The organism is Methanobrevibacter sp. (assembly GCF_045646205.1).
Taxonomy (GTDB): domain Archaea; phylum Methanobacteriota; class Methanobacteria; order Methanobacteriales; family Methanobacteriaceae; genus Methanocatella.
Genome location: NZ_JAZRKF010000029.1, coordinates 57173 through 78615 on the forward strand (window position 1 = coordinate 57173; position 21443 = coordinate 78615).

At 33.2% G+C, this 21443-nt stretch carries 25 protein-coding genes and 1 tRNA gene; 6 read left to right on the plus strand and 20 right to left on the minus strand.

What is annotated here, in order from left to right; genetic code table 11:
* From ACKI44_RS05980 to cbiM, 6 genes are all read right to left on the minus strand, one after another.
* Positions 1-705, minus strand: coding sequence for a glycosyltransferase family 2 protein (locus ACKI44_RS05980; protein WP_407422504.1), 705 nt, complete (start codon positions 703-705; stop codon positions 1-3).
* A gap of 9 nt (positions 706-714) precedes the next feature.
* Complete coding sequence (ribC, locus tag ACKI44_RS05985; protein ID WP_292874556.1) at positions 715-1173, minus strand: riboflavin synthase; 459 nt, start codon at positions 1171-1173, stop codon at positions 715-717.
* Positions 1174-1309: 136 nt separating this feature from the next.
* Positions 1310-2134 carry an ATP-binding cassette domain-containing protein gene (locus ACKI44_RS05990; protein ID WP_407422506.1) on the minus strand — a complete coding sequence of 275 codons (825 nt, stop codon included), beginning with the start codon at positions 2132-2134 and terminating at the stop codon, positions 1310-1312.
* Positions 2134-2838, minus strand: coding sequence for a cobalt ECF transporter T component CbiQ (gene cbiQ / locus ACKI44_RS05995; protein WP_407422508.1), 705 nt, complete (start codon positions 2836-2838; stop codon positions 2134-2136). Before cbiQ ends, ACKI44_RS05990 begins: the two co-directional genes overlap by 1 nt.
* A 40-nt stretch (positions 2839-2878) precedes the next feature.
* A complete protein-coding gene (locus ACKI44_RS06000; RefSeq protein WP_407422510.1) occupies positions 2879-3166 on the minus strand; it encodes an energy-coupling factor ABC transporter substrate-binding protein in 288 nt (95 codons plus the stop codon).
* A gap of 2 nt (positions 3167-3168) precedes the next feature.
* Complete coding sequence (gene cbiM, locus ACKI44_RS06005; RefSeq protein ID WP_407422512.1) at positions 3169-3846, minus strand: cobalt ECF transporter S component CbiM; 678 nt, start codon at positions 3844-3846, stop codon at positions 3169-3171.
* Between the two features lie 221 nt (positions 3847-4067).
* Here cbiM and pyrF point away from each other — a divergent pair, with 221 nt between their 5' ends.
* The gene (gene pyrF / locus ACKI44_RS06010) at positions 4068-4706 is read left to right on the plus strand and encodes an orotidine-5'-phosphate decarboxylase (protein ID WP_407422514.1); all 639 of its coding nucleotides are present in this window, start codon (positions 4068-4070) and stop codon (positions 4704-4706) included.
* Positions 4707-4802: 96 nt separating this feature from the next.
* Positions 4803-5048, plus strand: a complete 246-nt coding sequence (locus tag ACKI44_RS06015; protein WP_407422516.1) for a DUF5654 family protein — start codon at positions 4803-4805, stop codon at positions 5046-5048.
* A gap of 20 nt (positions 5049-5068) precedes the next feature.
* Here the strand turns inward: ACKI44_RS06015 and ACKI44_RS06020 are convergent, their stop codons facing one another.
* The 4 genes from ACKI44_RS06020 to ACKI44_RS06035 all read right to left on the minus strand — a co-directional run bounded on the left by ACKI44_RS06020 (position 5069) and on the right by ACKI44_RS06035 (position 9612).
* Positions 5069-5596 (minus strand): hypothetical protein, encoded by a 528-nt coding sequence (locus tag ACKI44_RS06020; protein WP_407422518.1) that lies wholly within the window; start codon positions 5594-5596, stop codon positions 5069-5071.
* Between the two features lies 1 nt (position 5597).
* Positions 5598-6521, minus strand: a complete 924-nt coding sequence (locus ACKI44_RS06025) for a deoxyhypusine synthase (RefSeq protein ID WP_407422520.1) — start codon at positions 6519-6521, stop codon at positions 5598-5600.
* A gap of 9 nt (positions 6522-6530) precedes the next feature.
* Positions 6531-7433, minus strand: coding sequence for a CBS domain-containing protein (locus tag ACKI44_RS06030; protein WP_407422522.1), 903 nt, complete (start codon positions 7431-7433; stop codon positions 6531-6533).
* A 160-nt stretch (positions 7434-7593) separates the two neighbouring features.
* Positions 7594-9612, minus strand: coding sequence for a heavy metal translocating P-type ATPase (locus ACKI44_RS06035; protein ID WP_407422524.1), 2019 nt, complete (start codon positions 9610-9612; stop codon positions 7594-7596).
* A 351-nt stretch (positions 9613-9963) separates the two neighbouring features.
* On the opposite strand from ACKI44_RS06035, the gene ACKI44_RS06040 reads away from it, so the two are divergent.
* Positions 9964-11187, plus strand: coding sequence for an aldo/keto reductase (locus tag ACKI44_RS06040; protein WP_407422526.1), 1224 nt, complete (start codon positions 9964-9966; stop codon positions 11185-11187).
* Between the two features lie 5 nt (positions 11188-11192).
* Here ACKI44_RS06040 and ACKI44_RS06045 read toward each other — a convergent pair whose 3' ends face one another.
* From ACKI44_RS06045 to ACKI44_RS06055, 3 genes are all read right to left on the minus strand, one after another.
* Complete coding sequence (locus tag ACKI44_RS06045) at positions 11193-11534, minus strand: hypothetical protein (RefSeq protein WP_407422528.1); 342 nt, start codon at positions 11532-11534, stop codon at positions 11193-11195.
* Positions 11535-11642: 108 nt separating this feature from the next.
* Positions 11643-11939: a hypothetical protein gene (locus ACKI44_RS06050; RefSeq protein WP_407422530.1), complete on the minus strand. Its 297-nt coding sequence runs from the start codon at positions 11937-11939 to the stop codon at positions 11643-11645.
* Between the two features lie 103 nt (positions 11940-12042).
* Positions 12043-12186 (minus strand): hypothetical protein, encoded by a 144-nt coding sequence (locus ACKI44_RS06055; protein ID WP_407422532.1) that lies wholly within the window; start codon positions 12184-12186, stop codon positions 12043-12045.
* A 190-nt stretch (positions 12187-12376) separates the two neighbouring features.
* On the opposite strand from ACKI44_RS06055, the gene ACKI44_RS06060 reads away from it, so the two are divergent.
* Both ACKI44_RS06060 and ACKI44_RS06065 read left to right on the plus strand, forming a co-directional pair.
* Complete coding sequence (locus tag ACKI44_RS06060; RefSeq protein ID WP_407422534.1) at positions 12377-12583, plus strand: TIGR04165 family Cys-rich peptide; 207 nt, start codon at positions 12377-12379, stop codon at positions 12581-12583.
* A gap of 4 nt (positions 12584-12587) precedes the next feature.
* The gene (locus tag ACKI44_RS06065; RefSeq protein WP_407422536.1) at positions 12588-13718 is read left to right on the plus strand and encodes a TIGR04083 family peptide-modifying radical SAM enzyme; all 1131 of its coding nucleotides are present in this window, start codon (positions 12588-12590) and stop codon (positions 13716-13718) included.
* A 46-nt stretch (positions 13719-13764) separates the two neighbouring features.
* Here the strand turns inward: ACKI44_RS06065 and galU are convergent, their stop codons facing one another.
* The 4 genes from galU to ACKI44_RS06085 form a co-directional block, all read right to left on the minus strand.
* Positions 13765-14619: a UTP--glucose-1-phosphate uridylyltransferase GalU gene (galU, locus tag ACKI44_RS06070; protein WP_407422538.1), complete on the minus strand. Its 855-nt coding sequence runs from the start codon at positions 14617-14619 to the stop codon at positions 13765-13767.
* Positions 14620-14700: 81 nt separating this feature from the next.
* Positions 14701-14784: transfer RNA gene (locus ACKI44_RS06075), tRNA-Leu, on the minus strand.
* Positions 14785-14840: 56 nt separating this feature from the next.
* The gene (locus tag ACKI44_RS06080; protein WP_407422540.1) at positions 14841-15257 is read right to left on the minus strand and encodes a DUF371 domain-containing protein; all 417 of its coding nucleotides are present in this window, start codon (positions 15255-15257) and stop codon (positions 14841-14843) included.
* 15 nt (positions 15258-15272) lie between these two features.
* The gene (locus ACKI44_RS06085) at positions 15273-16208 is read right to left on the minus strand and encodes a tetratricopeptide repeat protein (RefSeq protein ID WP_407422542.1); all 936 of its coding nucleotides are present in this window, start codon (positions 16206-16208) and stop codon (positions 15273-15275) included.
* Between the two features lie 171 nt (positions 16209-16379).
* On the opposite strand from ACKI44_RS06085, the gene ACKI44_RS06090 reads away from it, so the two are divergent.
* Positions 16380-16805 carry a GIY-YIG nuclease family protein gene (locus tag ACKI44_RS06090; RefSeq protein ID WP_407422544.1) on the plus strand — a complete coding sequence of 142 codons (426 nt, stop codon included), beginning with the start codon at positions 16380-16382 and terminating at the stop codon, positions 16803-16805.
* On the opposite strand, the gene ACKI44_RS06095 is transcribed toward ACKI44_RS06090, so the two are convergent.
* The 3 genes from ACKI44_RS06095 to ACKI44_RS06105 are packed head-to-tail and all read right to left on the minus strand — an operon-like array spanning position 16777 to position 21402.
* On the minus strand, positions 16777-17259 hold the full coding sequence (locus ACKI44_RS06095) for a hypothetical protein (protein WP_407422546.1): 483 nt from the start codon (positions 17257-17259) through the stop codon (positions 16777-16779). The genes ACKI44_RS06090 and ACKI44_RS06095 overlap by 29 nt on opposite strands.
* 5 nt (positions 17260-17264) lie before the next feature.
* Complete coding sequence (locus tag ACKI44_RS06100) at positions 17265-18815, minus strand: helicase HerA-like domain-containing protein (protein WP_407422548.1); 1551 nt, start codon at positions 18813-18815, stop codon at positions 17265-17267.
* Between the two features lie 4 nt (positions 18816-18819).
* The gene (locus ACKI44_RS06105; RefSeq protein ID WP_407422550.1) at positions 18820-21402 is read right to left on the minus strand and encodes a DUF5814 domain-containing protein; all 2583 of its coding nucleotides are present in this window, start codon (positions 21400-21402) and stop codon (positions 18820-18822) included.
* Positions 21403-21443: the final 41 nt, after the last annotated feature.

The window sequence follows — 21443 nt, forward strand, 5'->3', positions numbered from 1 at the left end:
TTAAAATTGATGTTTTATCATTTGGAACAGAATTTTAAATGCTACCTTGATATTTGTTCCTTTAGCCTGAGTTTCAGGAGTGTAAATTGTTTGAATTGGTACTTCTGCAAATGGAATATCATTATCATTAATTTCACGTATAAATTCGGAAGATATAAGATAACCTGTAGCGTTAATTGAAATTTTATCTAATGCCTCAACGGTTATTGCTCTAAAGCCAGTTTGGGAATCACTTACATTAACCCTATAGAATATCCTTGTTAAAATGTTCATGATTGAATTTGCAAAACTTCTAGTTTTCGGCATGTCTTTAAAAGGCCTTACACCAATTACGGCTTGAGCCTCACCGGAGACCAGAGGTTTTATTACTTCATCCAAATCATCAGCAGAATGCTGTCCGTCAGAATCCATACTAACAACATATTTTGGATTGAATTTTAAAACGGCTTCAAAACCTGTTTGAGTAGCTATTCCAACTCCACGATTAAGCATTAGAGAAAAAATATGAATTTTATCGGGAAATTCTTTTTTCGCCTGTTTAATGACTTCCAAAGTGTTGTCTGAAGATCCGTCATTAACAATGACCATATTATAACCTTTACGAGCTATATCTTCAAGAACTGGTCTGATTCTTGTCGCTTCATTATATGCAGGAAGAACAACATAAGTTGCATTTTTATCTTCCATAGTTATTTCATTTTCCATTTTACACCTTTATAATGGGCCTGCATCTTCTTTTCCTTCACGCATTCCCATTCCTGCTTCTTTTCTCATAGCTTTTCTATGATACATCATCTTGATTAAATTTTGAGCATGTTCACGAGCCCTGTTTTCAGCAAGTTTTTTTAGCTCGACAGGGTCTTCCTCTTCATCTTCATGAACAAAAACTTCCAATATATGAGTATTTGTCATTAGCTGTGCATTGATAAGGCCTGTTGATGCTTCATGAGCACACATCTTATCTTTTTCCATAGGTCCCGGCATACCCAATGCCATTACAATATCACAATTTTCCTCTTCTATGAGGATTTTAGCGGTCACCGGTAAGTCTTTTACTCCAGGAACTGTTTCACGAATTATCTTTAAATCATAAGCGTTATTTTTAAGCTCATCGATAGCAGCTGATGCCATATCAAAACGAGCAAATGTAGTATCACAAATTCCAATCCTCATAAACTTCACCTTATTAATGAAATATGTAAATATTAATATATACATATTTTGTAAAAATAGTTTTTAGAAAAAAAGTATTACACCCGTAATAAAATCGTAATAATTTTTATTAAAATGAGTAATTTAAAAAAAAAATTTAATTTCCATTAATTAATCGTCTAGCTTGCGAAATAGTCAATGGGTACTCACCATTAAAATTAAAGCCATCCCTTTTTTCCAATATTTCAAATAAGTGTGCTACACGTGGAAGTCTTAAATTTGCACTTCTTATTAAATCAACATCGAAAAATACTTCTTTTGGAGTTCCACTTTTAATAATTTCACCTGAACTGATTACGTAGATTTTTGATGAATATATTGGCACTAAATCCACATCATGTGTTGAAATTATAATAGTCATTCCTTCTCCATTTAACTCATATAATAACTTAAGTATATCTGAAGCACCTTTAGGGTCGAGCCCGGAAGTTGGTTCATCTAAAACCATAATATCAGGTTTCATTGCAAGAATTCCTGCAATAGCTACTCTCTTTTTTTGCCCCCCACTTAAATGATGCGGTGCTTTTTTCTCAAAACCATCCATACCCACTTTCTTTAAGGCATCTTCCACACGGTCCTGAACTTCATCCATCTCCAAACCTAAATTTAAAGGACCAAAAGCAACATCTTCCTCTACAGTTGGTGCAAATAACTGATCATCAGGATTTTGGAAAACTATACCTATTTTTTGTCTGAATTTGACTAAATTCTTCTTATCATATTTTAATTCTTCGCCCTCGATTAAAATACGACCTTTAGTAGGTTTTAAAATTCCATTAAAGTGTAAAAATAATGTTGATTTTCCTGCACCATTTTTTCCGAGAAGAGCTACAATTTCTCCTTTCTTTACTTCCAAATTAACATTTTTAAGAGCTTGAGTACCATCATCATAAGAATAACTCAAATTTTCTGCTTTTAACATTATTTATTCCTCCTTTTAGGTTTATATACTGGTAAATAACCTTGATAACATCTTGAATCCAAAGAACATTGTAATGTTTCACTTTTATCAAGAGATCTGAAAAACAAATTACTAAATAAAAATCCAAGAGATTTATAAGTACTTTTTGTTCCCACATAACCTAATCTAGTTTCCTGTGCATTTCTCATAGTAAATAGCTGGTCTAAGAAAATAAATATAGTATTATACATTAAAAGTGAAATATCAATGAAAATTACAGGTACTTTTAATTTATATAAACATTGTAAGATATTAGCTATTGGCGTTGTTAAAGTTAAAAACCCTAAACATGAAAAACATGCCATAGCACGGAAGAAAGTATTAACTCCCAAATCTAGAGAATTTTGAGTTACTACAATTCCCCAAAAACCTGTATCATATATTACTGTACTGGTATTAGTATTAGTAAAAAAGAATACTAAAAATATACAACTAATAACTGCAAAAGCCACAGGAATTGATAAAAATTTAAGATAATTTCTTAAAGATACTCTTGCAATAACAACCACTAAAACACTCATCAATAATAAAACGAATAAATCCAAATAAAGATTATTCATAAATAATGTAATGAGCATTATTGAAATTGATATTATAATCTTAACATATGCATTAGTTTCGCTTAACTTATTATTATGAGCAATATTATCAATATCAAACTTCAATTATCATCCCTCTTTTTAAAAAAAAAAATATTAAAGAAGATTATTCCTCTTCTTTAACAGATCCTCTCCAGTAACCAAAGAAGTAACCAATAATAATTGCTCCAATGGCAGCCTGAACAGCAAATAATAAACTTTCTATTTCACCACTAGGTGGCTCCCAAATTGAACTGAACCATGGTTTGTAACCAGTTTCAGATACACCATCTGCACCTTGATCGTCAGATCCACCGAAATAACCCTGTTCTTCACCTAATCCAGAATACAATGCAAGAGGCACTATTAGAATAATAAGTACAATTACAAATAATATAATATTTTCATGTTTCATATTTATTCACCTTTTGCTAATTCACTGTCTGAAATTGCACCTAACTGATTTAACAATTTAGGTTTGTAACTCATTAATCCGTTCCAAATAATTACAGTTAATAAACCTTCAGCGATTGCTAATGGTAATTGAGTTGGAGCAAAGATTAAGAAGAACTTTGTAATTGCAGCAGCCATAGTTGGCTCTGGGAAAGCTACACCTAATTGTATAGCAGTTACAAGATAAGTTGCAAAGTCAGCTACAAATGCCATAATGAATATTCCAACTTTAGATGGAATACCAACTTTGTTACATAATTTGTATATAATCCATGCAGCAAGAGGTCCTGCAATACCCATAGATACACAGTTAGCTCCTAAAGTTGTTAATCCACCGTGAGCAAGTAAAATTGCTTGGAAAAGAAGAACAATAGTTGCCAATACTGCAGTAACAGCAGGTCCAAATAATGCTGCACCTAATCCGTTACCTGTAGGGTGAGAACAACTTCCTGTTACAGATGGCAATTTCAATGAAGAAATAACAAACATGAATGCACCACTTACTGCAAGTAAAGCTTTAGATTCAGGTTGTTCATCTGCCACTTTTTTAATTTTATAGATTCCGTAAGCAACCACCGGTATTGCTATAACATACCATACAGCACACCAAAATGGTGGTAAGAATCCTTCCATAATATGCATGATAAATTCCTCTCTTATTTAAATTTTATTCGATATCAAATTTAGGCAAACTTAAATTAAAATAATTTAAATTTGATTTGACATGTAACTTTTTGTACATTCTAGTATTTAAATATATAATATTTAATTAATATATATTCAATTTAACTTGAATAAATTCATTGATTATACAAGCCCATTTTAATAAAATACTTATTGTAACATTTACAAATATAATTTACATGAATATAAAAAACAATTTAATTTTAGCATTAGATGTAGGTAGTGAAAGTGAAGCAATAAGGATATGTGAAAAAATTGAGGACAATTTGGACACCATAAAAATAGGCTATCCCCTTGCACTTGCCGAAGGCCTTGAAATAATTCAAAAATTAAAGGACAAGTTCGGATTTAAGGTAATATGTGATTTTAAAGTAGCAGATATTGATGCAACCAATGAAAAAATCTGTGAAGAAACATTCAAGGCAGGTGCAGATGCAATAATCTGTCATGGATTTGTAGGTGAGGACAGCGTACAGGCATGTCTTGATGTTGCAAACAAATATGGAAAAGAGCTGTTTTTGCTCACAGAAATGTCACATCCAGGAGCTAAAAAATTCCTCCAATCTGCTGCTGATGAAATAGCAAAGATGGGTGTTGAAATGGGAATTACTAATTATGTGGCACCTGCAACACGTCTTGACCGTTTGCAAGACATAAGAAACATTGTTGGTGATGACGCATACATCATATCCCCAGGTGTTGGAAAACAGGGCGGAGACGGCAAAAAAACCTTGGAAATATCTAATGCAATTATAGTTGGAAGAAGTATTTATGAAGCACAAGATCCAAAACAGGCCTGTGAAAATTTACTAAAATAATGTTAACTTAAACTAAAACTATTTTAATAATTAATCATATAAAATAATATGTTCTAATTAGCTAAAGAACAAAAAAATCAAAAGGAGGGAAAATACATGGCATCCGAAGTAGGAAAATTAATTATGGAAACCATTTTAGGTTTAATTACTACTGCTTTTGCATTCGTTGCAGGTTTAGCATGGAATGATGCGATTCAAAAATTAATTGAAGAATTTGTCGGTACCGGAAGCGCATTATCAAGCTTATTTACCTATGCAATCATTGTTACCATTATTGCAGTTGTTGTTACTGTACTCTTAGCAAGATTTGCTGCAAAAATGGGTATTGAATTAGACGACTAGAAAGGAAAAATTTTTCCTTTTTAATCTTCTTTTTTAAAAATTACACCAGCCGTCACATAGGACAGTTCAAAAAGAATGAATAGGATAAATGTCCAAAATGAAAAAGCACCACACAAAGCCAATGTAAATATCACTATTTTCATTACAAAGCGATATTCAAAAAATAATATGATAAAATTATTTTCTGTATAATTAGCTATTAACTCATGACCTACCTCATCAGTCAATGCGCCTAAAATCACGATGAGTAAAACTACAATACTTATTTCAGGAATACCGCAAATCAAACAAAACAGGACAAAAATCATCAGTGTTATAATATGATGAATACCATCCACCTTGAATGCAAGCAGATTACCTATTAAAATTCCAAAGAATATATATGCCGCCCCAGTATAAGACACGGCTGCAATAGCACATGCCAGTGAACAGAATATTCCAAGAACAGTGGCTAAAAGCAAATCATCATTTTCATCATAAGCATCATCGGATAACTTCATGAAAAAACCAGCTAAAATAAATAGAATACCCAAAAAAAGATAATTCAATCTAATCACCCAGATTATCCAAAACTGAAGCATATATTAATGGAAATATAACAGTAACATCACCGATTACAGTTTCAAGGGTTGAACCGCATTTCGCTTTGGACCAGGACTTTGCTTCCTGCAAGGGTGCTCCGCTTAAACTGCCCGCTTCAGGTCTGTCCATTGTTATTTGAATAGCTGAATCAAGCCCTCCTCTAAGCAATGTTGAAGCTAATGTATAATGCTTAGTCAATCCACCGCCCAAAAGAATTCCACCGATTCTTTCACTGTCAAATACCAGATCAGAAAGATAATGCATATCCCCTACCGCATCAACGGTAAAATCATGATCCTGTGTAAACATCCATAACTGCAAACCGAACATGCTGTCAATTAAACCTGGCGCAAAGATAGGTGTTTTCATACGTGCTGCAGTTGCTAAAAATGAATTTTCATCATCAATAAGTAATCCAACCTCATATAACAGTTCCTGAATTGATATTTTAGGTTTACGTGCAGAAATATCTTCAAAAATTTTAATTATTTCACTTTCAAATTTTGTAAAATCATCAGATCCGACATTAATATCGGCAATCCTTCCAATTCCCTCAGCATTCAAATCCTCATCGTCACGTCCCTCATCACGATAATGACTTCCGCCGAATGCCTCAAGCATATCATGAGTAATATTGGCTCCGCTTGAAATGATTAGATTAACATGTTTATTTCTTATCATATCAGTTACGATATTTCTAAGGCCTCCAGGTATTAATGGACCTCCCAGACTCATGAAAACGCTCATTTCCTCATCTTTAATCATATCGCATAAAATGTTTGAAGCCCTGGCTACTCTACCTGAACCCAAAACACCTGACTTATCGAACTGCTCTATTAATTCAGACACTTTCATGTCTTTTTTAACGTCCAACTGCTTAACTTTATCCATTAAATCACACTAATTAATATGAATAGGGAACTGCTTAAAATTAGTTATTGATTCTATCAAATCTGTTCTTGTAACAATTCCAAGTAAATTATTATCATTGTCAGCTATAATCAATCTTGAAATAGATTTTCTAAAAAGTATTTCTATTGCTTTAACAAGTTTTAAATCTTCATTAATGATAATTACCTTTGTTGACATCAATTCTCCAACAGTAGCATCAGCATTATCTTCAGCAATGGCATGTACCAAATCAGTAGCGGTAAATACACCAACGACCTTTCCGTCTTTCATTACAGGTGCACCGTCAATTGCATTTTGTGAAAATATTTTTGCAGCTTCTTTTATATTGCAGTCAATTTTTAAGGAAATAACGTCTTTGCTTGCAATATCACCTACAGTTAATTTTGGAATGCTTCTTATGGTATTTGTATCAATGAGCAAAATATTATCCATGTCATCTCTTCCAACGATTTCGCCGATAATGCTTAGATTATTGACGGGTGTCGGACCTATCTTAACAGTATCTCCAAGATTTAAATCTTTAATGCTTCCAAGCACCTTAATGGCAGCTTCACATTCAGCAGGCTGGGGAACGGAAGTAAATTCAATTTTCGCAACAGAAATATCTTCCAGTCTTTCATTATTTTTATAAATCGGAACCTTGATTTCCTTATCAGAAATAGAAATATTTAAAGAATGATATGCTTCGATTGTTGGTTTATATCCTCCTCTTGGACCAGGAACCCCTTTAACGAGACTTAGACTTCTAAGTGACTGCATCTGGTTACGAATTGTTCCAGGATTTCTATTCATAACCTCAGCGATGTCTTCTCCTTTAATAGATTTTCCATTTGAAGATTGATATAGGTTTATTAGTGTTTGTAATATTTCTTTTTGAACAGAGGTTAACATAATATCCACTTCATAATTAAAATTAATAATAAATTTGTAAAGGATACCTTATAAATATAATGATTTATCATGATATATTAGAAAAATAGAACATGAAGTTTATAAAAAATAAGAAAAAATGATTAATATTTAATTAATCATTAAATTTAAATTAAATCGTTTAGTTATGATAATTTTCACATGCGTGTCTATTCATCGGATGAGTATGGGCATGCAAATGACGAACTCCACTTTCCGTTTGAATTTCATCAATGATCTCCACATTATCATGACTGTGGGTGTGAATGCCATCCTCATGTGTGTGATAGTGATTGTGATTAGAATTTTTACTTTTCTTATCAAAGTTCCTATCATACAACAGTGCCGCATTTAAAACAACAAGACAAGACCCTGCATTGTGAACAATAGCTCCAGTAACAGGATTTAAAAGACCTAAAACTGAGCAGACTATAGCGGCTGCATTAATTGCCATTGAAATAATAATATTGGCCTTAATAGTAAACAATGTGGAATTGGATAATTTTTTAAGATATGGGATTTTTGAAATCTCATCCCCTAAAAGAGCGATGTCTGCCGCTTCAATAGCCACATCACTACCCATGGATCCCATTGCCACACTCACATTAGCTGTTTTAAGTGCCGGAGCATCATTAACACCATCACCAACCATACAGACATTTTCGCCATTTTCCTGATATCTGGTAATCCAATCGAGCTTTTCTTCTGGAAGCAAATTACCGTGAACTTCACCGATACCTACTTTTGAGGCGAAATAATCAGCAGCCTGTTTATTATCGCCTGTAAGCAGTACAGTTTTGGTTTTAATATCGTGCAGGTTATTGATCATTTCAGGAGCATCTTCACGAATCATGTCGGATAGTGCAATAATACCAATGATAGAATTGTTTTTTGCAACAATAACCGTTGCTTTACCTTCATTTTTAAGTTTATCCAGGTCACTTTCTATATCATCATCAAATCCATTTTCATTTAGGAATTTAAGGTTTCCCACATAGATTTTACTGGAATTAATTTCACATGATACTCCCAAACCAGGATACATTTCAAAGTTTTCCACATCAGTGATTTCAACGTTGTCATCTTTTGCTTTACTGACAATAGCTTTAGCCAAGGGATGTTCGGAAAAGCTTTCACATGATGCAGTCAAATGCAGCAATTCGTCTTCGGATACATCATATGGAATAATATCGGATACAACCAAATTACCATAAGTCAATGTTCCGGTCTTATCAAATACCAATGTATTTAGACCGCCTAGTTTTTCTAAGGCTTCACCGGATTTGATTAATACACCATGTTTTGTTGCCTGACCGATAGCTGCCATGATTGCAGTTGGAGTAGCAAGAATTAAAGCACATGGACAGAAAACTACTAAAACTGTAACTCCACGTTCAATATTACCTGTAACAAGCCATGCAGCAATAGCTATCAATAATGCGACTGGAACTAGCCATGTTGCCCATTTATCAGCAATCCTTTGTGTTGGTGCCTGTTTTTCATCTGCTGCCTTGACCAAATCGATTAACTTTTGAAGAGAGGAATCTTCAGATAAGCTTGTTGCCTTAATGTCAATAGCACCAAACATATTTGTAGTTCCACAAAATACGTCATCACCAACTGTCTTATCAATAGGTAAAGACTCTCCAGTCATTACTGATTGATCTATTGAACTTGTACCTTTAATTATTTCACCGTCAACAGGAATGTTTTCACCAGGTAAAATTCTTATGTTATCACCTAATTTGACCTCACTTGCAGGTATTACATCCCCGTTAGTAAGTCTTGCAGTTTGCGGAGTTAAGTCAATTAAATTTTTCAAACCCTTTTTCGCTCTCTCAACAGTCCAGTCTTCCAGTAAAGCTCCAAGTGCCATAATCCATGCCACTTCACCTGCAGCAAATACTTCCCCAATCAATAGGGAAGCAACCATAGCTATTGCAATCAATAGTGCTGATGAAATCCATTTTTCACGCACCAGTCTTGTCATAGCCAACAATAACATTGGAATTCCACTGATTATTACCGTTCCCCATGCAGGGTTTAAGTAAATCGGAGTATCAATTCCAAAAATCATGAAAATAATGGCTATTAATAAAAATACTCCTGAAATTATTGTCATTTTAAGTCCAAAGAGAAAATCTGTTATTTCATCTATCATATTTTTCACCTGAAAGTAATACTTTTTTTGAATTCATTTATATACCCAGTATTACTGAAAAATTTTTCAATTGAAATCCCATATTCTGAGACCCAATTGAAAAAATAAATACCGGTCAAAACACAAAGTAATACCAACAGCCAAAAGTATTACTTTTTTTGAATTCATTTAAATACCCTGTATTACTTTTTGTAACTTCCCATATAAAAGTATTACTTTTTTTGCATTCATTTATATACCCAGTATTACTTTTAGGAGTTTTTTTAAAAAAATTATTACTTCTTTTCAATATCATTTTATCAAAAAGTATTACAAAAAGAGTATATATTTAAAAAGATTTAAAGTAAAACTATGAAAAACAGATTAATCCCGAAGACAGGAGATGAACTTTCACCATTGGGTTTCGGATCAATGAGACTGCCGCAGAAAAACGGCAAAATAGATTACGAAAAAGCCCGAGAACAGATTTATTATGCAATAGATAATGGAGTAAATATAATTGATACAGCATATATCTATGGAAATAGTGAAAAATTTCTTGGAGAAGTATTAACAGGAGAATATAAGGATAAAGTAAAAATAATGACCAAACTGCCATCATTTCAAATCAAAAAAAGAGAAGACATGGACCGAATCCTGGACGAACAGCTTAAACGACTAAACAGAGAAAGCATAGATTATTATCTGGTTCACTCAGTAGACTTGAAAACGACAAATAAACTGTTAAAAAAAGGATTAATCGAATTTTTAAATGATGCTAAAAGAACAGGTAAAATCAAACATGTTGGTTTTTCATATCATGGAGCAAAAGAAGAATTTGAAATATTAATAGACGGATATGACTGGGATGTGGTGATGGTCCAGTATAATTACTTTGATGAAAACGTTCAGGCGAGCCGTGACGGAATTGAATATGCAGCATCAAAAGGTATTGGAATATTTGTAATGGAACCTTTAAAAGGTGGAATTCTAGCTGGAAAAATGCCTGAAGAAGCTGAAGAAATATTCAAAAAAGCAAATCCAAATAAAAGCAATGCCGAATGGGCTTTGGAATGGGTTTTAAACAACAGAAATGTGACAACAGTATTTTCTGGAATGAACACAATGGAACAGATTGAAGAAAATCTGAAAGTGGCAAATAATACCGAACCGTTATCCATGAGCTTTGAAGATATGGAAAGCATTGAATTGGTAAAAAGAGTAATAAATCGTTTACTGAAAATAAACTGTTCAACCTGCGGATACTGCATGCCATGTCCACAGGGAGTCAATATTCCGGAATGCATGAAGATATACAATGAAAAATACCTGTTTAGCCAGAAAGGATTGATTTCACCATCATTATTTGACTACTACCAGTATGTCGGAGGTGTTATGAACAAACCGAGAAATGCAGGCAGATGTAACGGTTGTGGAAAATGCCTGAGAAAATGTCCTCAAAATCTAGATATACCGAAAGAGCTTAAAAAAGTGGAAAAGGCATTTGAAGGACACTTCTTTGGTTTAAAAGTAGGTTTTATTACAAAAATTGGATTGCCATTATTTACAATGTTTAATAAGATAATGGACAGATAATAATTTTAATATGGGACCTCTTCAAGTTTCCATTTTTCATAAGCTTCTTTATCTTTAATTAACTTAGAAAACTCAGGATGTCTTTTAAAGAAATCATCATATATTGTAACATGCTCCTCCCAAGTAGTTCCACCTGCTCTTTGATCCAAAATTTGTTTGAGTTGAAATTCATCACTATCAATTAACTCAAAATTAGAATTTAAAAATTTTTTTCTATCATCATAATTCGGTAAATGCATTTCTATGATTTTAGGAACCAAATCATTTAGTTCAACAATTTTATCAGAAATACTAATTAAATAATCTTTATCTAACCATGAATCCAACTGAGTAGAAACATATGTCATTTAAATCACCTTTTAATAATGTTTTATAATTATTAATATATGAAAAAATACTCCAAGAAAAAGCAATCTTCAAACTTTAATCAATTTTCCTCATCTAATAAAAATGATTCATAGCTTAACTGAGCTATTTTCCGTTTTATACTTTTTATTATTCTTTTTAAGATCATTTACTGACTGTTTATATGAATTGTTGGATTTTTTCAAATCCTCTAAAAGCTTTTTTTGCTTTTTATTTTCAGTTTTTAATTGATTGATTGTGTTCTTATATTGTTTTTCCCTAATTTTGAAATTATCTTCAGAAAAATCCTCAGATTCAGTGTTAAAAATATCATGAAATTCTAGCACTAAAGTATTATAATATCTTTTAAAAGTATTTTTCAACAGTTTCTTCTTTTGTTTTTCCATTAACATTTCAGACAGCAGATATCCCATTAAAATTCCAATTAAAAAAGAAATTAAATCAAAATTGTAATAAAACATTTAACAAACCCATAATATTTTAATAATTTCACCTCCTGCGCCTTTGCCAATCTTGAGATTTTCTAACGTCTTGTGTTTCTCTCCAAATTTTTTCCCTTACATAGTCGCTTGATTCTTTGAGTGTTTCATCGCTTATTATTTTTCTAAAAAAGTCATACCAATCATTTGGCATAATATCACCGGATAGTTAATTAACAAAATTATATTTAATTATTTAGTATTTAAAGCTTGTTGAGCTCACTGATAAAAATTGTCGTGACTGAAACATATTATTTAAACTTAACGGTTAATTAAAAACCAGTAAATATATAAATAAAAAACATAAATAACTAAAAAACCAAAAAATTAATTAAGGTGATAAAATGAAACTTGAAGAATTGTTAGAACCATGTCCAAAATGCGGTTCCAAAGATAAAATCGCACACAGAAGACTTTTAGACAACCATCGTGCACATGCTGAACTCGATACTTTCAAATGTGAAGAATGCGGTTACATATTCTTTGTAAATGAGAATATGGAAGAAGATGAGAAAAAAGAACTGTTAAAAGAATTAAATAAAATTGCCTGATAAAATGACATTTCACGTAATGATTATTCCAACCCTAAACTGTCCATCCAATTGCAAATACTGCTGGGGTTCTGAAAATAAAAAAGAAATGATGGACTTGAGCATTATAGATGATATTATCACATGGCTTGAGGATTTCAGAGAGGATAAAGTTCATTTCACTTTCCATGGCGGAGAACCATTGCTTGCAGGCTATGACTTTTATGAAACAGCACTGGAAAAGCTTTCTAGACTAGATAATTTTGAAGGCTTTTCACTTCAAAGCAATATCTGGCTACTTACTGACGAGTTAATTGACCTATTTAAAAAATATAATGTTGTTGTAAGTACCAGTATAGATGGTCCCAAAGAAATTAACGATTATCAAAGGGGAGACGGATACTTCGATAAAACTATGGAAAGATTCAATAGGGCAAAAGAAAAAGGACTAATCATTAACTTTGTATTGACGGTAACTGACTACTCAAAAGATTACAGTGACGAATTATACGATTTCTTTAAGGAAAACGGAATGAGCCTTAAAATTCATGCGGCTCTTCCATCACTTAGAGGAGACAATGCAGACCCTTGGGCGCTTGACCAGGAAGAACACGGAAAACTCTTAGTTGACTGGCTTGACAAATACCTCTACGATTTGGATAAATTCAGCGTAATGGATTTAGACCATATCTGCAAAAGCACTTTAAGGCGGAGAGGAACATTATGTACATTTGCAGACTGTATCGGAACAACACTAGCCGTAGGCTCTGAAGGATCAATCTATCCGTGTTACAGATTCGTTGGAATGCCTGAATATGTGCTCGGAAACGTTAAGACAAACCCTAGTTTCGATGATTTGAAGGAATCCGATTCATGGAAAAAGCTTCAGGAATTCAGGGAATATGTTGGTGAAAACTGCAAACGCTGCAAATATGTTAAATACTGTGAAGGGGGATGTCCTTACAATGCTGTTGTAGCACATCAAACACCAAAAGCAGTAGATCCGCAGTGTACGGCATATAAAATGATATTCGGCGAAGTTTCAAAAAGAATGAACAAGGAATTTATGAAAAGTGCAATTCCAGGATTTCAGGAACCGAGCGTTAAAAAAGAAGGCGATCCATTCAGCATAATGGATTTGGCCATGAAACCTTAATTATTTATTTTTTTAAAAAAAAGAGGAAATAATCCCTTTTTGGGATTTATTCACATTTATTTATCATGCATTTCATATAATCAATCAATGCATCTTTAGATTCATCATCATCCAGTGCAAATTCAATGGAAGTCTTAAGCCATTCGAAACGGTTTCCTATGTCATAGGTTTTTCCTTCAAATGTATTTCCATAAATTGCATCCAATTTTGATAAAGCGTCAGTTAACTGAATTTCTCCACCAACACCAGGTTCGGTCTCATCAATTTTATCAAAGATATCTCCAGTCAACACATATCTGCCCATAATAGCCAGATTGGATGGTGCCTGATGAGCCAGTGGTTTTTCAACAAGTTTATCAATTTTATAAACATCAGGTTCCACTTCACTTCCTTTAATAATACCGTATCTTTCTACTTTTTCTTTAGGAACCTCTTCAAGAGAAATTGCAGATGCACCATATTTATTATAAACATCAATCAATTGTTTTGTACATGGTGTAGGGCCTTTAGTAATGGAATCTCCTAAAAGTACTGCGAATGCTTCTCCGCCAATATGTTTTTTAGCACAGTAAATTGCATCACCAAGTCCTTTTTGCTCTTTTTGCCTTACATAACAAATATCAGCCAAATCAGTGATTGCACGGACTTGTTTTAAACGGTCGTCTTTACCTGCACTCTGCAAAGTTTGCTCAAGCTCAAAGGATTTGTCAAAGTGGTCTTCAATAGAACGTTTGTTTCTACCTGTAACAATTAAAATATCATCTATACCAGAAGCAACGGCTTCTTCAATAACATACTGAATAGTCGGTTTATCATAAACAGGCAACATCTCTTTAGGTTGCGCTTTTGTAGCAGGCAAAAATCTTGTACCAAAACCTGCTGCGGGAATTACAGCCTTCATATTTATCACCATACATTTGATTATTAAATATATCTTTAATTTTAATATAATAAATAGTTACTTAAAAATAGTTCAGAATAGTGCGGGGGACGGGACTTGAACCCGCGAAGGGACTAACCCACTAGGCCCTCAACCTAGCGCCTTTGACCGCTCGACCACCCCCGCATAAAACAAAAGTGGTTATAAATAATTATGTTTTAATTATTATATAAAGTTATCTATTATTCAAGGATTTTAATAGTAACTTCCAACATTTCTTCATTTTTTAAATCATTAATTAAATCCGAATCAAGATCACGGGCAGCTTTTGAAGATTTTATCATCAATGTACGGGAGCACGTGTAATCACTTGTTCTGCAGACAATATCCGTAGGATGAGTTAAAGTTAAATCTTCATGCCCATAGCCTATTATTTCATCATGAGCATTAGGAGTATCCAATAAAACAGCAATTTTCGTATTGGAATCGGCAATTTTATCCTTAAACTCTTCGGAAAAATCCAACATGGACTCATCCATGGCCACTCCAATTATACAGTCAGCAGTCGGTCCGATTTCTGAATCCTTTGTTATCTCAAATGTTGATTTATGCTCGGAAGATACATTTTTATGCCCTTTTGATTTGATTTTAAATTCCATAATATTATATTTATTTTAATCCTTAATTAAATCAATGGATTCCAAATCCTTAATGAAATCAAGAAATATATCTGGGTTTGCAATTCCACCGCTATGAGGATTTATCTTGAAAGCCTTTTCATATGTCTTATACGCACTTTCATATTCAAGCAAATTCAAATAGCAGGATGCCTTATCAAACAGATAACAGTCAATGTTTGCATCAATACCTAAAGCCTTATCAAAATATATCAGGGCATCTGTATAATTATCCTTAGCCATGAAAATCTTTGCCTTCAAATACCAGGAATATGAAATGTCCGGATTTAATTCAAGAGCTTTATTGACATTGACCAATGCTTCATCAATATTATGAGTTTCAAAGAGTGCATCGGCTTTAAGCATATATGCCTGAGGATATTCAAAAGGACCCCCAATTACCTCATCCAGTATCTTCATTGACTCGTCATACTTTTCAATAGTGTTTAGATACTGTACCTTAAAAAGTTTAATATCATTATTGTCAGAATCAATTTCCAAAAGCCTTTCAAAACAGTCAAAAGCGGCATCCTGTTCATCCAGTCTAATTAACGCAACTGATTTGAAACTTAATGCCAGAGAATTTTTATCATCAATAGCCAATACTTCATCATAGCATTCAATAGCTTTAACATAGTTTTTTAAAATCAGATTGCAGTTTCCCTTAATGTTTAAAATGAAAGGGTCTTTTTCAACTTTTAACTTTTCATCACAAACGTCAATAGTTTTTTTATATAATTTATGAGCTTCTTCTTTTTCATCCAACCTTAAAAGACACTGCGCCTTACTCATCAGAAGCAAAGGATCACTGAATTCACCTGAATCCAAATTATCCATACATTCAAGTGCACTGTCATATTGCCTGGTACTGATTAAAGAAATTACATTATCAAGCACATCAATTTTCTCATCACCGTATTCATAAAAATTCATAATTTTCACCAAAAGTAAATCATATTACTTAATTTATAATATATAGTTTTTAAATTTATCTATTACCTCTTTAAACAATATAACTCTCTTTAATTAAAAAAACAAGGTGAAAGCAATATTTACTTTATGAGGTAAAAAATATTTAAAGCAAGTGAAAAAATAATTTAATTAATGAAAGGTTGCTATTGTCTTATTATCAAAACTGAAGAAAATAAAAATCTGAAAATAGGCAAAAAACTGAAAGTTGAATTTAAAAAAGGTTTTTACGTCTATATCGGCTCGGCCATGAACGGTTTGGAATCCCGTGTTAAAAGACACCTGTCCAAATCAAAAAAGCTCCATTGGCACATAGATTACTTATTAAGATATTGTGAAGTCGTAGAAGTGATTTACAACATCAACCAAAAAGTGGAATGTGAATTATCAAAGGAACTGTCTAAAAGAAATGATTATATACAGGACTTCGGATGCAGTGACTGTGAATGCAATAGCCACCTGTATTACTTTAAAAATAGAAAAGAGGCTATTGATGAAGTAATTAATGCTTACAACTCAATAGCATGTCCGTTTAGAATTGGTATTTCTGAGTTTTCTTGAACTTATATGAAATTTCAAAAGTGTTCAGCGCAATTTTTCTTAACTCATTGATATCACAGTCGGCAATTTGAGCCCAATCACTTTCCAATGACCTGATTTCTGATAATACTTCTTCACCATACTCAGTTAATACGACATCGTATGGCAAATCATCGGCATCCAAAATTTCCACCAGATCTTTTTTAGCCAGTTTTTCATATTTTCTGAGATATAATTTTGAGTGAAGTTTGAAGTGTTTGTCATCATCTGAAATTTTAGCGTAATGTCTTACTCTTGCTTTCCTGTGATGTTTTTTAGAGTGTTTATCTACATTCTTCAATAACTTTATTTGACTTTCATGAAGATGTATGCTTAAATTGCTTCGAACATAATTTATTTTAGATTCACTAATAATATCTATCAATTTAGATGCATCTTCCATTGAAGAAATTGCATCAACATGAGGGTGTGCCATATCAATCACTTCATCTGACCGAAGAGTCCTCTAACAATACCTTTTGAAACTTCACGTGCAATAGTACCTGCTGCAGCTGTAGCTGCCTGTTCAACTGCTTTTTGTTGAGGAGTCTTTTTAGCTCTTTTGCCTGAAGCAGTTTGTCCTCCACCCAAAATGCTTCCCAAATCAAATCCTCCAATTGATAAAGGTGGCTCCTGTTGATCTTGAGGAGCTTCCTGTGCCTGAGGAGGTACCTCTTCACTTACCGGAGGCGCAGCAGGAACTTCAGTTTCGATATTTTCATTCTGATTTATTTTATTTGCAAGGATTTCATAAGCGGATTCATTGTCTATGGCTTGTGAATACTTATCCTTAAATTCAGAGAGGTTAATTAACTCAGCTCTTAAGCTGTCGTCAATAGGACCAATATAAGATTGAGGAGCAACTATATTAACCTTTTGAACGATACCCGGAACACCGTCAGCATCCAAAACAGAAACCAAAGCTTCACCAATACCCAAATTGGAAATAACATCAGCAGTGTCAAATTCCGGGTTTGGTCTGAATGTCTGGGCTGCAACTTTAACTGCCTTTTGGTCTTTTGGAGTGTAAGCCCTTAGCGCATGCTGAATTCTATTACCCAATTGACCTAAGATTTCATCAGGAATGTCTGAAGGGGACTGTGAAATAAAGTACAATCCAACGCCTTTTGAACGGATTAAACGAGTTATCTGTTCAATTTTCTTTAAGAACTCTGCACCCATACCGTCAAATATCAAATGTGCTTCATCAAAGAAAAATACGAATTTAGGCTTATCAGCATCACCCACTTCAGGTAACTGTTCATATAGAGAGGATAACATCCAAAGTAAAAATGATGAATAGATTTCAGGAGATAAAGACAATTTTTGAGCATCCAAAATATTGATTACTCCACATCCGGAATCATCGACTCTTATAAAGTCTTCCAAGTCCAAAGCAATTTCACCGAAGAAATCGTTTCCTCCCTGATCTTCTAAGGTAATCAGATTTCTTAAAATTGTATTGGCTGATTTTGCGGCAATTGCACCATAAACTGGTTCATAAGTATCCTTATTTTCAACCACATAGTTAATCATTGATTTTAAATCTTTAATATCAATAATTAATAAAGATTCTTCATCAGCGACCTTAAATACAATATTTAAAACTCCGCTTTGAGCTTCTGTAAGGTTTAAAATTTTAGATAATAATGTAGGACCCATTTCAGATAAGGTTACACGTACAGGTAAACCTTTTTGACCAAATAAATCCCAAAATTCAACAGGATATGACTTAAGCCTGAAAGAATCCAATCCTTCAATTCTTTTAGCCACATTATCATTCATTTCACCTGCCTTTGCAAGACCAGAAATATCTCCTTTCATGTCGGCTAAAAATACCGGAACTCCCATGTCACTGAAAGATTCAGCCAGTGTTTTAAGAGTTATAGTCTTACCGGTTCCTGTTGCACCTGCAATTAAACCATGCCTATTTGCCATTTTCGGTAGTAAATAAACATCCCCACCGATTAAAATTTTATCTTCTACAAACATTTTTCTACCCGTTTTCTATTTTTTTAATTAAATAAGAAGTTTTACGTTCAATACTCCTGCGATTAAAAGCTTTAGCTATTCTTTTAATAGCATCCAAGTTTTTAACAAAATTGTCCAGCCATGAGAATATGTCTCCAGGATAGACCTGAATCTGATACTTTCTAAAGAGCTTGTTTGAAATGTCAACAGGATCCTTGCCCTTTAGACGTTCATGAATTATCACTTCTGAAATTCCAAGCTGCAGACATCTGCAAAATGGCCTGTCCTGACAGTTACATTTTAAAAAGTCACTTTGAAGGCGTATTAAAGCATCCTGGAATTTGGAATCCAATTTTTCCAAAGCTTCACCTGATGAAATAATATCCAAAGTGGACTCTGCAAATAACCTTGTCGAAAACTTGATTTTTAAAGCATTGGCTATTTGATTGTGAATAACTGAAGACAAATATGCGTTTTCAAATAATTCCAAATCCAAAGCCATAGCAATAATCTTTACTTGTAATTTATCATATTCCTGTTTATTTTTATACATTGGGGACAATCTAACATAATTAATTAAATAATCCCAATCATCCAAGGCAGTTCTAATGAATTCAGCATCATCAATACTTAAGAATGAAACTGATGTAGCCCTTCCATATTTAGTTATTTTAAAGTCATCACTTATTAAACCTAACTCACACATTTCACGAACCGCAATTTCCAAACTAATCGGCACATCGATGTCCTTATAAAATTTTTTTAATTCGTCCATATTTTTAATGGATGTTGATGATATGTCTGCTAAAATCTGTTCATAGGAACTTTCTTCATCATATTCAATAAATACATCCTCACTATTGCTTTCAAGTAATTCTAAAGCTTTTGATTCTTCACTTTCTCCTGCAAAGTCATTGCCGATTTCAGGAAGCAGATATACAATACCCCTATCATGATAGCTTGGCCTTCCCGCACGACCCAGCATCTGGGAAAACTCATTCGGATTAATCCATTTGTTTCCCATAACCAAAGAGTCAAATATTACCTGGGAAGCCGGAAAATCAACACCTGCAGCCAATGCGGCAGTCGTTACTACAACAGACAATCTTGCCCTGTCAAAGTCCTTTTCTATTTTTTCTTTCTTATAATATGAAAGCCCTGCATGATAAGCGGCAGCATTAATATGCTTTTCCTGAAGGAAATTAGCAATTTTATGGGTTTTACGCCTTGAATTAGTAAATATTATGGTTTGACCTCGATAACCTTTCTTTGATTTGGTATTGAATTCTTTTCTAGCTAATTTAGCCATCAAATGACGTTTTGAAGATTCACTTCTCATATAAACCAAATGTCTCTCCAAAGGTACCGGACGGTCGGGATACTCCACAAGCTTCATATTGAATTCGTTTGCCAAAAATTCAGGATTTTTAACCGTAGCTGAAAGGCCAATGATTTGAGTTTGAGGATATAAGTTTTTAATTCTTTTAATCAGACCGTTCAATCTTGTTCCACGGTCCTCATCATCAATCATATGGATTTCATCAATCAAAACAACACCGAGATTGCTTAACGCATTTGAATTTCCGTTTCTTAAAAGAAAATCTATTCCTTCATAAGTGGCAACAACAATGTCAGCTTTAGACACATCACTGTCGGGAAGTTTTAATTCACCTTTTGCCTTTACACGATTTCGACCGACTTTAATGGCTACATTTAAACCTAGTTTTTTGTATTTCTTTTTGAAATCACGATATTTCTGATTGGCCAGTGCCACCAAAGGAGTGAGGAAAATGAATTTTTTGCCTTCAAGCGCCTTTGAAATACCAGCTAGCTCACCAACTAATGTTTTTCCACTTCCTGTTGCACTTACAACAAGCAAATCCTTGCCTTTAAGTAATCCTTCATGAATGGCCAGGTATTGGACAGGCAACAGCTTGTCGTTACCGTTTTTAATTAAAATATCTCTAAAATCATGATTTATTTTTAAACGCTTCATTTCAACAGTTGGAATCTTAAGCCTTGATTTGGTGGAAGTTCTGTCAAATAACGTCAGATTTTTATTTTTCAATGGATTGAAATGAGGATCAAGAACAGATAATGTCTTTTCCAAATCATCAGTTTTTTCAAGAATTGATTTAAGGTTCCTGAAAATATTTTTATCAAATCCCTGAAGCTTGATTTCATTTTTAATTGTATCCAATGCACAGTTTCTGCATAATAATTGATTTTGAAAATTATATGAAAAGTCAGAGTTTACAATAGTGATTTTTCCATCATAGGCACAATAATCACATACTCTGGTGTGTCTAACCTTAACATTAAGGGATTTCAGGAAATTTTCCACTTTTTCATCATGGGTTGCTAAAAAAACAGCTTGAGAGCGAAGAAGTTTATTTACTTCACCCGGAGGGACAAGTTTTTCGTTTAAGGTCGAATTATCTTTAAAATTATAATCTGCTATAAATCTGGAAATAGCTAGAGAATCTCCATTATGGGTAAATTTAATATTACCAACATATTCCGGTTCCCGTTTATGATTTAATGCACCTTTTGGAGAACCGATTGGATATAATCTCCACTGTTTTTTTATTTTTTTTAAAACCAGCATTATATTTAAATATAGATTTAATTCTTAATAAATTTGAGCAT